We start from the raw sequence: 13,308 nt of genomic DNA on the forward strand, positions 1-13,308 counted from the left end.
ATTCGACATAGGTGGAACCCACATCGGGCGGGGGATGCTTTCCCTCCAAAATCCGCCAGTCGAAAAATCGTTTCGAGGAGATCGTTCGTGAAAATCAAAAGTCAGAAAGACTTTTTCTCTGGGCTGATGTTCACTGCCGTGGGCGGTGCGTTTGCCTGGGGCGCCACCAATTACACGATTGGCGAAGGCGCTCGCATGGGTCCTGGCTACTTCCCGCTGATGCTGGGCATCCTGCTGGCCATCCTGGGCGCCTTCATCATGTTCGAAGCCCTGGTGGTGGAGACGCCCGACGGCGAGAAGATCGGCAAGTGGGCCTGGAAGCCGCTGGGCTTCATCATCGGCGCCAACCTGCTGTTCGGCGTGCTGCTCGGCGGCCTGCCCAGCATCGGCGTGCCTGCCATGGGCATGATCGTCGCGATCTACGGCCTGACCATCGTCGCCAGCCTGGCCGGCGACCGCTTCAACCTCAAGGAAGTGCTGATCCTGGCCACCATCCTGGCCATCGGCAGCTACCTGGCCTTCGTCGTGCTGCTCAAGCTGCAGTTCCCTGTGTGGCCGAGCTTCATCGCAGGCTGAGAGAAAAAGAACCATGGACCTGATCAACAACCTCGCGCTCGGTTTTGGCGTCGCCTTCACGTTCCAGAACCTGATCTATGCCTTCATCGGCTGCCTGCTGGGCACGCTGATCGGCGTGCTGCCCGGTATCGGCCCGGTGGCCACCATCGCCATGCTGCTGCCCGCCACCTACGCGCTGCCGCCCGTGGCCGCGCTGATCATGCTGGCCGGCATCTACTACGGCGCCCAGTACGGCGGCTCGACCACCGCGATTCTGGTCAACCTGCCCGGCGAATCCTCGTCCGTGGTCACGGTGATCGACGGCTACCAGATGGCGCGCAAGGGCCGCGCCGGCCCGGCGCTCGCCGCCGCCGGCCTGGGCTCGTTCTTCGCCGGCAGCGTGGGCACCCTGATCCTGGCGGCCTTCGCCGGTCCGCTGACCGAGGTGGCCTTCAAGTTCGGCCCGGCCGAGTACTTCTCGCTGATGATCCTGGGCCTGATCGGCGCCGTGGTGCTGGCCTCGGGCTCGCTGCTCAAGGCCATCGCGATGATCGTGCTGGGCCTGCTGATGGGCCTGGTCGGCACCGACGTGAACTCGGGCGTGGCGCGTTTCAGCTTCGACATCCCCGAGCTGACCGACGGCATAGGCTTCATCACCATCGCCATGGGCGTGTTCGGCTACGGCGAGATCATCGCCAACCTCTCGCACCCCGAGGACCAGCGCGAGGTCTTCACCGACAAGGTGGAAGGCCTGATGCCGACCAAGGAAGACTTCAGGAACATGATCCCCGCCGTGCTGCGCGGCACGGCCCTGGGCTCGGCCCTGGGCATCCTGCCGGGCGGCGGCGCCCTGCTGTCGGCCTTCGCGGCCTACACCATCGAGAAGAAGACCAAGCTCAGGCCCGGCGAAGTGCCGTTCGGCAAGGGCAACATCCGCGGCGTGGCGGCGCCCGAGTCGGCCAACAACGCCGGCTCGCAGACCTCGTTCATCCCGCTGCTGACCCTGGGCATCCCGCCCAACGCCGTGATGGCGCTGATGGTGGGTGCCATGACCATCCACAACATCCAGCCCGGCCCGCAGGTGATGACCAGCAACCCCGAGCTGTTCTGGGGCCTGATCGCCTCGATGTGGATAGGCAACGGCATGCTGGTGATCCTGAACCTGCCGCTGATCGGCCTGTGGATCAAGCTGCTCACCGTGCCCTACCGCTGGCTGTTCCCGGCCATTGTGCTGTTCTGCGCGATCGGCGTGTTCTCGACCAACAACAACACCTTCGACATCTGGATGGTGGCGATCTTCGGCGTGATCGGCTACAGCTTCATCAAGCTGGGCGTGGAGCCCGCGCCGCTGCTCTTGGGCTTCATCCTGGGGCCGATGATGGAGGAGAACCTGCGCCGCGCGCTGCTGCTGTCGCGCGGCGACTGGAGCGTGTTCGTCACGCGCCCGCTGTCGGCCGGCCTGCTGGCGGCCGCCTTGCTGTTGCTCATCATCGTGCTGCTGCCGGCCGTCAAGAGCAAGCGCGAGGAAGCCTTCCACGAGGAAGAGTGACGCGCAGCATCCCCGCGCCTTGAAAGACGGCAGCTTCGGCTGCCGTTTTTCATTGGTGCCGGCCTGCGTAGCTGGCCGCAGCCCGTCTGTCCATTGGCGTATGCACCCTCGCGCGCCACCGGCCGCGCGGCATGATCGGGTCCATGGCCGGCCGCAGCCCCAGGCGCCGCCGGCTCGGAGAGCCATGGACCTGATCAGCAATCTCGCGCTCGGTTTTGGCGTCGCCTTCACGTTCCAGAACCTGGTCTACGCCTTCATCGGCTGCCTGCTGGGCACGCTGATCGGCGTGCTGCCAGGGGTCGGCCCGGTGGCGACCATCGCCATGCTGCTGCCCGCGACTTACGCGCTGCCGCCGGTGGCCGCGCTGATCATGCTGGCCGGCATCTACTACGGCGCGCTGTACGGCGGCTCGACCACCTCCATCCTGGTCAACCTGCCCGGCGAGCTGTCCTCCGTGGTCACGGTGATCGACGGCTACCAGATGGCACGCCAGGGCCGCGCCGGCCCGGCGCTCGCTGCCGCCGGCCTGGGCTCGTTCTTCGCCGGCTGCGTGGGCACGCTGATCCTGGCGGCCTTCGCGGCCCCGTTGATCGAGGTGGCGTTCAAGTTCGGCCCGGCCGAGTACTTCTCGCTGATGGTGCTGGGCCTGATCAGCGCCGTGGTGCTGGCCTCGGGCTCGCTGCTCAAGGCCGTGGCCATGATCGTGCTGGGCCTGCTGATGGGCCTGATCGGCACCGACGTGAACTCGGGCGTGGCGCGTTTCAGCTTCGACATCCCCGAGCTGACCGACGGCATAGGTTTCGTCACCATCGCCATGGGCGTGTTCGGCTACGGCGAGATCATCGCCAACCTCTCGCACCCCGAGGACCAGCGCGAGGTCTTCACCGGCAAGCTGGAAGGCCTGATGCCGACCAGGGAAGACTTCAAGAACATGGTGCCCGCCGTGCTGCGCGGCACGGCCCTGGGCTGCGTACTGGGCATCCTGCCGGGGGGAGGCGCCTTGCTGGCCTCCTTCTCGGCTTATTCGCTGGAGAAGAAGACCAGGCTCAAGCCCGGCGAAGTGCCGTTCGGCAAGGGCAACATCCGCGGCGTGGCGGCGCCCGAGTCGGCCAACAACGCCGGCTCGCAGACCTCGTTCATCCCGCTGCTGACCCTGGGCATCCCGCCCAACGCCGTGATGGCGCTGATGGTGGGTGCCATGACCATCCACAACATCCAGCCCGGCCCGCAGGTGATGACCAGCAACCCCGAGCTGTTCTGGGGCCTGATCGCCTCGATGTGGATAGGCAACGGCATGCTGGTGATCCTGAACCTGCCGCTGATCGGCCTGTGGATCAAGCTGCTCACCGTGCCCTACCGCTGGCTGTTCCCGTCCATCGTGCTGTTCTGCGCGATCGGCGTGTTCTCGACCAACAACAACACCTTCGACATCTGGATGGTGGGCGCCTTCGGCGTGATCGGCTACGGCTTCATCAAGCTGGGCGTGGAGCCCGCGCCGCTGCTCTTGGGCTTCATCCTGGGCCCGATGATGGAGGAGAACCTGCGCCGCGCGCTGCTGCTGTCGCGCGGCGACTGGAGCGTGTTCGTCACGCGCCCGCTGTCGGCCAGCCTGCTGGCCGCAGCGGCCCTGCTGCTGGTCATCGTGCTGCTGCCGGCCGTGCGATCCAAGCGCGAGCAGGCCTTCGGCGAGGAAGGCTGAGGCGGCGCTTCCATGCCTGGCCGGGCGGCCGCTTCCGGTGCCGCGGGCCCGTACCCGGTTGGTAACCCGGCAGCCCTGCGGCCGCGGTCACAATAGGGGCCAGAGGTCCGCATGTCATCCATTACCCATCCCGCCCAACACCCTCAGCGCGTGGCGCTGCACAACGAGATCCATGCCCGGCCGCCCGAGGCCATGACGGCGCCGCTGGCGATTTCCCACCTGGTCATGGCCTGCGACGCGGCGCAGCGCGAGGCCAGCCGCGCCCATGTGGCGGCGCTGCTGCGCGACCACCACCTGGCGCCGCCCGACGCCCAGACCACCCACCTGCGCATGGACCTGGGGCCGTTCCGCATCCGCTGGGAGATGCACACCGAGTTCGTGACCTGGACCTTCATGCGCGCGTCCTCGCTCGAGGCCTTCGGCGAGCGCGAGCCCGAGGGCGCGACCGCCGTGGTGCCGCAGGACTGGCTGGCGGCGCTGCCGGGCCAGTGCCTGGTGGGCCTGCACCTGTGGGTGCTGCCCACCCACATCTTTGGCTCGGGCTCCCTGGTCAAGCATGTGCTGCACGAGGACACGCTGGTCGCCTCCACGGTGGCCGACGGCCACGGCGAGGTCTACACCGATTTCGGCATCCATGCCGACGGCTTCTCGCGCATGGTGCTGCTGGCCGGCGGCATGACGCCGCGTCGCCTGGGGCGCCTGGTGCAGCAGCTGCTGGAGATCGAGACCTACCGCATGGCGGCCCTGCTGGGCCTGCCGGCGGCGCGCGAAGCCGCGACCGCGCTGGCCTACGCCGAGCGCGAGCTGGCGGCCCTGGCGGACGCCATACGCACGGCCCGGCGCGACGACGAGCCCGTGCTGCTGGACCGGCTGACCCATCTGGCGGGCCAGGTCGAGAGCCAGTACGCGGCCTCGCACTCGCGCTTCTCGGCCAGCTCGGCCTACTTCGAGCTGGTGGACAAGCGCATCATGGACATTTCCGAGTCGCGCCTGGCCGGCATGCAGACCATACGCGAGTTCATGGACCGGCGCCTCACGCCGGCGCGCAGCACCTGCGAGTGGGCCACGCGGCGCCAGGACGCGCTGTCGCAGCGCGTCTCGCGCATGAGCAACCTGCTGCGCACGCGGGTCGAGATCGAGCAGCAGCAAAGCAGCCAGGCCCTGCTGGCCACCATGAACCAGCGCCAGGACCTGCAGCTCAAGCTGCAGTCCACGGTGGAAGGCCTGTCGGTGGCGGCCATCACCTACTACATCGTGGGCCTGGTCAGCTACCTGGCCAAGGGCGCGCAGGCCCTGGGCTGGCCCTGGAGCCCCGAAAGCACGGCGGCCGTGGCCATCCCGGCCGTGGCGCTGGGAGTCTGGTGGTCGCTGCGCCAGCTGCACCACAAGCTGTTCAAGGCCCGGGCCCACGTGTCTTGAGCGGGCGGTAGCAGGCGGCTATGGTTGATTGCGTCGTCCCGCTCAACGCGAACGCTGCTTTTCCGGTCCCATCGCTGGAACCGGTGTTCTCCGGAGGCGGCTGAATGCAGTTCGTCCGCCACGGTCCCGATATTCCCGAACGTCTGTTGCAGGCGCACGAAGACGGGCGCGTGGTGTTCTTCTGCGGCGCGGGCATTTCCTACCCCGCGCGGCTGCCGGGCTTTGCCGGTCTGGTGGACAATCTCTACCAAGCCCTTTCGGTGACACCCAATCCGGTGCAGCAATCCGCGATCAAGGCCGGACAGTTCGACACCGCCATCGGCCTGTTGGAAGCAGATGTCGTCGGTGGCCGGGGAAAAGTGCGTAGCGAACTGGCGACGATCCTGACGCCCAACCTCACGGCCCCAAACGCGACGGCCACACATGAAGCCCTGCTGACGCTGGCGCAGAATCGCGAGGGCCGCACCCGGCTCATCACCACCAACTTCGACCGTCTGTTCGAGGAAGTCAGGGTAGCAAGATCGCTGTCGTTCCCTGATTTCAGAGCGCCTCTGCTTCCCGTGCCGAAAAACCGTTGGGACGGACTGGTGTATTTGCACGGTTTGTTGTCTGCGGTGCCATCGTCGGGCGAACTGGATCGGCTGGTTGTTTCCAGTGGCGACTTTGGGCTGGCCTACCTGACCGAACGCTGGGCCGCGCGCTTCGTCAGCGAGTTGTTCCGCAACTACACCGTCTGCTTCGTCGGCTACAGCATCAACGACCCGGTGCTGCACTACATGATGGATGCGCTGGCCGCCGACCGCCTTCTGGGCGAATCGCCGCCGGAGATGTTCGCCTTCGGAAACTATTCCAAAGGCAAGGAGGTGGAGCGCGCCAACGAATGGAAGGCGAAGAACGTCACGCCCATTCTCTATCGCGAGTACCAGCACCACGCCTATCTGCACAAGACTCTGCGCGCTTGGGCCGAAACCTACCGCGACGGTGTGCGCGGAAAGGAACGCATCGTCGTCGAATGCGCCATCGCCCGCCCACTGGCGAGCACGAAGCAGGACGATTTCGTCGGGCGGATGTTGTGGGCGTTGAGCGATCCGGGCGGCTTGCCCGCCAAGCGGTTCGCGGAACTCGACCCCGTGCCGTCACTGGACTGGCTGGAGCCGTTGAGCCAAGAACTCTACCGCCATGCCGACTTGGGGCGGTTTGGCGTGCAGCCCCAAGCTGCCGTGGACGATGAGCTCGCCTACAGCCTGACCGGCAGACCAACCCCGTACCCGCTCGCGCCGTGGATGACGATTGTCGATGCCGGGCATCGCAGCAGCCGCTGGGATGTTGTGATGTTCCAACTGGCCCGCTGGCTGACTCGTCACCTCGATGACCCGAAACTGCTGGTCTGGCTGATCAAGCGTGGCGGTCAACTGCACGACCAATTGGTCTGGCTGATCGAACGTCGTCTCGACGATCTGGACAGACTCGCCAGTAGCGGCAGCACCACCGAACTGGATCGCATCCGGGTGAGCGCGCCCAACGCCATTCCCCGTTCCGCAATGCGAACGCTCTGGCGCTTGCTCCTCAACGGGCATGTGAAGTCCAGACTACGCGACCCGAGCCTCTATCGCTGGCGCGATCAGTTCAAGCACGATGGGCTGACCGCCAGTGTGCGCTTCGCCCTGAGGGAAGCCTTGACACCTTGCCTGTCATTGCGCGAGCCGTTCCGCTGGTCAGGCGCGGACGATGACGACGAAGCGCAGGATCGCATCAAGAACATTGTGGAATGGGAGGTCGTGCTGGCATCGGATCACGTCCATTCCGGCCTGCGCGACCTGCCCAAGAATGAACAGTGGACGGCGGCACTGCCGGAGCTGCTGGACGACTTCAGCGCCTTGCTGCGGGACGCGCTCGATTTGATGCGTGAACTCGGTGGCGTGGACAGCGAGAGCGACCATTCCTACGTCCATCAACCCTCGATTTCTGATCACTCGCAGAACAGGGACTTCCACGACTGGACGGCGCTGATCGAGCTGGCCCGCGATGCATGGTTGGCGATTGCCGCAAAGTCGCCGGAACGGGCGCGAATCGTGGCCGAGACGTGGGCGCACGGGCCGTACCCAGTATTCCGCCGCCTTGCGTTGTTCGCCGCCACGCAGGAGCGCGTCATTCCACACCGGCAAGCTCTCGATTGGCTGTTGGCGAATGAGCGGCGGTGGCTCTGGTCGGAGGAAACCAGACGCGAAACCATGCGCCTGCTGGTTTCGTTGGCTCCACAACTGGATGCAACGATGCTGGCGGAACTGGAGCAGACCATTCTTTCCGGGCCGCCCCGCGACCTGTACCGCGCCGATATCGAGCCTGAGGCTTGGAACAGGATCGTGGATCACGGCGTCTGGCTGCGACTTGCGAAGACGGCCCAAGCAGGCGCAACCCTCGGCGAAGCGGGACAATCACGGCTTGATGCCCTCTCAGCACAGTACCCGTGGCAGCTTGCAGCGGATGAGAGTGACGAATTTCCCCTCTGGATGGGAGGCGGCTGGGTCGGGGATCGTGATCCGTGGAGGCCATTCACTCCCGTTCCGCGCACGAGACGCGGTGTGCTGGACTATCTGCTGGCGCATCCCGTGCTGGAAGACTCGCAGCAGGACGACTGGCGCAAGCTGTGCTCGGATATGTTTCAGGCAACGGCCTACGCTCTGTGCAAACTTGCGCAGCAGAACAATTGGCCGGTCGAACGCTGGCGCGATGCGCTGCAAGCCTGGGCGGAAGAAAAACTGCGCGACCGCTCATGGCGTTTCATGGCTCCGGTTGTCGTCGGTGCGTCAGATGACTTGATGCAAGCCTTGTCCAACGGCATCAGTTGGTGGCTGCAGGCCGTAGCGAAAACCTTCGAGGGTCACGAGGATTACTTCCTGACGTTGGCCCAGCGCATCTTGCGATTGGATTTCGAGGGTGATGGCGACGCCGACGATCCCGTTTTCCGCGCCATCAATCATCCCGTTGGTCATGTGACGCAGGCGTTGCTGGACTGGTGGTATCGCCAAGAACCAAACGATGGGCAAGGGCTGCAGGAAACCATCAAACCCATCTTCACGGAGCTTTGCGATACGCAGATCGCCAAGTTCAGGCACGGTCGGGTATTGCTGGCTGCCCATGCTCTCTCGTTGTTCCGGGTGGATAAAGCTTGGGCGGAGCAGCACTTGTTGCCTCTGCTCGACTGGAATCGTTCCGCAACCGAAGCGCAGGCCGCGTGGGAAGGCTTCCTTTGGTCGCCACGGCTGTATCGCCCGTTGATGGAGGCGATCAAGCCCACTTTCCTCGATACGGTCAATCACTATGCGCAGTTGGGCAAGCACAATGAGCAGTTCGCCGCGTTCCTGACGTTCGCAGCGCTCGATCCCGGTGACACTTTCACCATGGCGCAATTGGCCACCGCTATTCGCGCGCTACCACCAGAGGGCTTGCGCGAATCGGCTCAAGCCTTGGTGCGTGCTCTGGAAGGTGCTGGCGACCAGCGCGAGGATTACTGGAAAAACCGGGTCTTGCCGTTTTGGGAAAAGATCTGGCCGAAATCCAACGATCAAGCATCGAGCGCCAACGCCGAATCGCTGGCTCGCCTGTGCGTCGCGGCAGGCGGTGAGTTTCCATCGGCGATGGCAGCGGTCGGTAATTGGCTGCGCGTGGTTCAGTACCCCGACTACGTGATTCACCGATTGCAGGAGTCCGGCCTGTCCACCCGTTTTCCAGAAGATGCACTGCGGCTGCTATTCACCATCTTGGGCGACCAGCCATCGTGGCTGTCACCGGAACTGCGCCAATGCCTCGATGCCATCGGTCAGGCAGCGCTGAATTTGCGTCAAGATCACAGATTCATGAGAGTGGATGAACTCGCGCGGAGATTTGGGCTTTGAAACTGGAACGTAGTCGATGACGATCACGAATACCAAACTGCCCATCAACCTCGACGACCTGCTGCGCCAGCGCACGGTAGAGGGCGAGCGCATCGAATACAAGGCCGGGTGGAATCCGGACGCGATCATCCGCACCCTGTGCGCCTTCGCCAACGACTTCGAGAACCTGGGCGGCGGCTACGTGGTGATCGGGCAGGACTGCGACGCCAGCGGCCAGCCCGTGTTTCCACCGGTCGGACTGCCCGCCAACCAGCTCGACAAAATCCAGCGCGAACTGCTGGCGCACTGCCAGTTGATCCAGCCGCCGTACTTTCCGGTGTTGAGCCTTGAGGTGGTCGAAGGCCGCAAGCTGATTGTGCTGTGGGCGCCGGGCGGGCAGACCCGGCCGTACAAGGCGCCGGAAGCGGTCACGGCGAAGCACAAGGTTTGGAAATACTTTATCCGCCGGTACAGCAGCACGGTCGAGGCCAAGGGCGACACCGAGCAGGAACTGCTGAGCCTGGCCGCCAAGGTGCCCTTCGACGATCGCTACAACCAGTCGGCGCGCGTTGCTGATCTGTCAAAACCCTTGATGCAGGAGTTCTTGCAGGAGGTGGGCAGCGCGCTGGCGGCGGATGCGCCGCAGCTTTCCGTCGAGGCGCTGGGGCGGCAGATGAACGTGGCGGGCGGCCCCGCCGAGTCTCCGTGGCCCAAGAACGTGGGCCTGCTGTTCTTCAAAGAAACGCCGGAGCGGTTCTTCCCCGGCGTGCAGATCGATGTGGTCTGGTTCCCCGAAGGCGCGGGTGGCGACCGCTTCGACGAGAAAATCTTCAAGGGGCCGCTGGCGCGGATGACGCGCGAGGCGCTGGGCTACATCCAGCGCAACTACCTGCACGAAACGGTGATCAAGCATCCCGACCGCGCCGAGGCCACGCGGGTCTGGAACTTCCCCTACGCCGCCATCGAGGAGGCCGTGGTCAACGCGGTCTATCACCGTTCCTACGAAGAGCGCGAGCCCATCGAGGTGCGCATCAGCCACGACGAGCTGGTGGTCGTCAGCTTCCCCGGCCCGGATCGGTCGATCCGGATGGAAGACCTGAAGGCGGGCCGCGCCGTCAGCCGCCGCTACCGCAACCGGCGCATCGGCGAGTTCCTGAAGGAACTGGAGATGACCGAGGGTCGATCCACGGGCATCCCGAAAATCCTGAAGGAGATGGCGGCCAACGGATCGCCCGCGCCACTGTTCGAGACGGATGATGACCGGCTCGCGTTCGTGATTCGGCTGCCGCGCCATCCGATGGCGCTTGTCCCATCCGGGCAAGTCACCGGGCAAGTCACCGGGCAAGTCACCGGGCAAGTGACGGAGGAAGTCGAGCGTTTGCTGCGCGCGCTGGCCGGCGAAATGTCGCGGCAGCAGATTCAGGATGCCCTGTCCCTCAAACACCGTGATCACTTCGAAAAAGCCTACCTGAAACCGGCGCTGGCCGCGCGGGTGATCGAGATGACGCTGCCGGATGTACCCCGCAGCAGCAAGCAGCGCTACCGCCTGACGGCCATCGGACGGCAATGGCTGGCGCTGCACCCTGACGGCGGCTCGCGTTGAGCTTGCATCGTGGCAAGGGATGGTCTTGACGCCCGTCAGCTTCGCGCCCAGCGCCGGCGCGGCCGCCGGCCGATAATCCGGCCATGCCCTTCGATTTCGCCAACCCCTACGGCAGCACACGCCTGCCGGTGTTCGCGCGCAATCTGGTGGCCACCTCGCACCCGCTGGCGGCCCAGGCCGGCCTGCGCATGCTGTGGCAGGGCGGCAATGCGGTCGATGCGGCGGTGGCGGCCGCGGCCGCGATGACCGTGTGCGAGCCGGTCAGCAATGGCCTGGGCAGCGACGCCTTCTGCATCCTCTGGGACGGCCGGCAGCTGCTGGGCCTCAATGCTTCGGGCCGCGCCCCCGCCAGCTGGACGCCCGAGTATTTCTACCGCAAGTACGGCGCGGCCGCGGCCACGCCGCCGCGCCGCGGCATGGACTCGGTCACCGTGCCGGGTGCCGTGAGCGGCTGGGTGGCGCTGAGCGAGCGCTTCGGCAAGCTGCCCTTCGCCGAGCTGATGCAGCCCGCGGTCGAGATCGCCGAGCGCGGCTACCTGCTGCCCGTGGTGGTGCAGCAGAAATGGGCGGCGGCCACGGCGGAGCTTGAGGCCCAGCCCGGCTTCGCGCGCAGCTTCCTGCCCTGGGGGCGCGCGCCGCAGGTGGGCGAGCTGTTCCGCTTCCCGGCGGCGGCGCGGGCCCTGCGCGCCATCGCCGCGACGCGCGGCGAGGCCTTCTACCGCGGCGAGATCGCGCAGGCGCTGGACCGCTTCTCGCTGGCCCATGGCGGCGGCCTCAGGGCCGCAGACCTGGCGGCCCACCAGGCCGAGTGGGTGAACCCCATCAGCCGCGACTACCGCGGCCATCGGCTGCACGAGATCCCGCCCAGCGGCCAGGGCATCGCGGCGCTGATCGCCTTGGGCATCCTCGAGCAGTTCGACCTGGCCGGCCTGCCGCTCGATGGCGTGGATGCGCAGCACCTGCAGATCGAGGCCATGAAGCTGGCCTTCGCCGACACCTACCGCTACGTGGCCGAGCCATCGGCCATGACGGTGACCCCCGTGCAAATGCTGGATGACGCCTACCTCGCTGGGCGTGCCAAACTCATACGCATGGACCAGGCGCAGGATTTCGGGGCCGGCAACCCGGCCGGCGGCGGCACCATCTACCTCACGACGGCCGACGAGAACGGCATGATGGTCAGCTTCATACAGAGCAACTACATGGGCTTCGGCTCGGGCTGCGTGGAGCCCGAGTTCGGCATCAGCCTGCAGAACCGCGGCCATGGTTTCAGCGTGGCGGCCCATGGCGCCAACCCGGCCAACCTGGTGGCGCCGGGCAAGCGGCCTTTCCACACCATCATCCCGGCCTTCCTGACCCGGGACGGCCTGCCGGTGATGAGCTTCGGCGTGATGGGCGCCAACATGCAGCCGCAGGGCCATGTGCAGACCCTGGTGCGCATGCTCGACCATGGCCAGAACCCGCAGGCGGCCTGCGACGCGCCACGCTGGCGCTACAACGCGGGCCTGTCGCTCAATGTCGAGGCCAGCATGCCGGCGGAAACGGTGCAGGGCCTGGCCGAGCGCGGCCACCGCCTGGACGTGCTTAGCGATTCCTACCAAGACTTCGGCGCCGGCCAGTTCATCTGGTCCATGGGCGACCCCCAGGTCGAGGGCTACATGGCCGCCAGCGACGCGCGCCGGGACGGGCAGGCCGTTGGCTTCTGAGATCGCGGCCGTCCGACGCGCGCCCAGCCTGGCACCGGGGCTGGCGCTGGCCATGGCCGGCGCCATCGCCTTCAGCGGCAAGGCCATCATCGTCAAGCTGGCCTACCGCCACGGGGTCGATGCCGTGACCCTGCTGATGTACCGCATGCTGTTCGCGCTGCCCATCTTCGCCGCCATGGCCTGGTGGGCCAGCCGCGGAAAGACGCCGCTGGCCGGCCGCGACTGGTTGGGCGTGGTCTGGCTGGGCTTCACGGGCTACTACCTCTCGAGCTTCCTCGACTTCGCCGGGCTGCAGTATGTCTCGGCCGCGCTGGAGCGCCTGGTGCTCTACCTCAATCCCACGCTGGTGCTGTTGCTGGGCTGGATGCTGTATGGCAAGCGCATCTCGCGCCCGCAGGCCCTGGCCATGGCGGTGAGCTACGGCGGCATGCTGCTGGTGTTCGGCCACGAGCTCAGCCTGCCAGGCCCCCACACGGCCCTGGGCGCGCTGCTGGTCTTGCTCAGCGCGGTCAGCTACGCGGTCTACATGAGCTACAGCGGCGAGCTGGTGCACCGCCTGGGCTCGCTGCGCCTGGCGGGCCTGGCCACCACGGTGGCCTGCCTGCTGTGCATCGCGCAGTTTGCCGTACTGCGGCCGCTGTCGGCGGCGCAGGTCGCGCCCGAGGTGATCTGGCTCTCGCTGCTCAACGCCACGGCCTGCACCGCGCTGCCGGTGTTGCTGGTCATGATGGCGATCGAGCGCATAGGCGCCGGCCTGACGGCGCAGACCGGCATGGTCGGCCCGATGTCGACCATTCTGATGGGCGCGCTGATCCTGGGCGAGCCGCTCAATGCATGGGTCATCGCCGGCACCGTCCTGGTGCTCGGCGGGGTGTTTCTGGTCACGCGCCGCAAGGCGTGAG

General features: G+C 66.3%; 8 protein-coding genes. All 8 read left to right on the forward strand.

Annotated features, from left to right (window positions below):
* Positions 1–87: 87 nt before the first annotated feature.
* The 8 genes from FFS10_RS10780 to FFS10_RS10815 all read left to right on the forward strand — a co-directional run bounded on the left by FFS10_RS10780 (position 88) and on the right by FFS10_RS10815 (position 13,307).
* Entirely contained in the window at positions 88–576 is a 489-nt protein-coding gene (locus FFS10_RS10780; protein WP_137894338.1) for a tripartite tricarboxylate transporter TctB family protein, read from the forward strand.
* A gap of 13 nt (positions 577–589) precedes the next feature.
* Positions 590–2,104: a tripartite tricarboxylate transporter permease gene (locus FFS10_RS10785; RefSeq protein WP_137894340.1), complete on the forward strand. Its 1,515-nt coding sequence runs from the start codon at positions 590–592 to the stop codon at positions 2,102–2,104.
* A 184-nt stretch (positions 2,105–2,288) separates the two neighbouring features.
* The gene (locus FFS10_RS10790) at positions 2,289–3,803 is read left to right on the forward strand and encodes a tripartite tricarboxylate transporter permease (RefSeq protein WP_137894343.1); all 1,515 of its coding nucleotides are present in this window, start codon (positions 2,289–2,291) and stop codon (positions 3,801–3,803) included.
* Between the two features lie 111 nt (positions 3,804–3,914).
* Positions 3,915–5,222 carry a DUF3422 family protein gene (locus tag FFS10_RS10795; RefSeq protein ID WP_137894345.1) on the forward strand — a complete coding sequence of 436 codons (1,308 nt, stop codon included), beginning with the start codon at positions 3,915–3,917 and terminating at the stop codon, positions 5,220–5,222.
* A gap of 104 nt (positions 5,223–5,326) precedes the next feature.
* On the forward strand, positions 5,327–9,118 hold the full coding sequence (dsr1, locus tag FFS10_RS10800; protein WP_137894347.1) for an anti-phage defense-associated sirtuin Dsr1: 3,792 nt from the start codon (positions 5,327–5,329) through the stop codon (positions 9,116–9,118).
* Positions 9,119–9,134: 16 nt separating this feature from the next.
* A complete protein-coding gene (locus tag FFS10_RS10805; RefSeq protein WP_137894349.1) occupies positions 9,135–10,700 on the forward strand; it encodes an RNA/DNA-binding domain-containing protein in 1,566 nt (521 codons plus the stop codon).
* Positions 10,701–10,783: 83 nt separating this feature from the next.
* Entirely contained in the window at positions 10,784–12,406 is a 1,623-nt protein-coding gene (locus FFS10_RS10810) for a gamma-glutamyltransferase family protein (protein ID WP_137894351.1), read from the forward strand.
* On the forward strand, positions 12,396–13,307 hold the full coding sequence (locus tag FFS10_RS10815) for a DMT family transporter (RefSeq protein ID WP_283957658.1): 912 nt from the start codon (positions 12,396–12,398) through the stop codon (positions 13,305–13,307). Before FFS10_RS10810 ends, FFS10_RS10815 begins: the two co-directional genes overlap by 11 nt.
* The last annotated feature ends 1 nt before the right edge of the window (position 13,308 follow it).

The sequence above is a fragment of the Ramlibacter sp. 2FC genome (assembly GCF_005503345.1).
GTDB lineage: Bacteria > Pseudomonadota > Gammaproteobacteria > Burkholderiales > Burkholderiaceae_C > SCMQ01.

Coding starts and splice junctions, on each gene's coding strand:
- FFS10_RS10785 (WP_137894340.1), top strand. CDS start 590: ATGGACCTGATCAACAACCTCGCGCTCGGTTTTGGCGTCGCCTTCACG.
- FFS10_RS10790 (WP_137894343.1), top strand. CDS start 2,289: ATGGACCTGATCAGCAATCTCGCGCTCGGTTTTGGCGTCGCCTTCACG.
- FFS10_RS10795 (WP_137894345.1), top strand. CDS start 3,915: ATGTCATCCATTACCCATCCCGCCCAACACCCTCAGCGCGTGGCGCTG.
- dsr1 (WP_137894347.1), top strand. CDS start 5,327: ATGCAGTTCGTCCGCCACGGTCCCGATATTCCCGAACGTCTGTTGCAG.
- FFS10_RS10805 (WP_137894349.1), top strand. CDS start 9,135: ATGACGATCACGAATACCAAACTGCCCATCAACCTCGACGACCTGCTG.
- FFS10_RS10810 (WP_137894351.1), top strand. CDS start 10,784: ATGCCCTTCGATTTCGCCAACCCCTACGGCAGCACACGCCTGCCGGTG.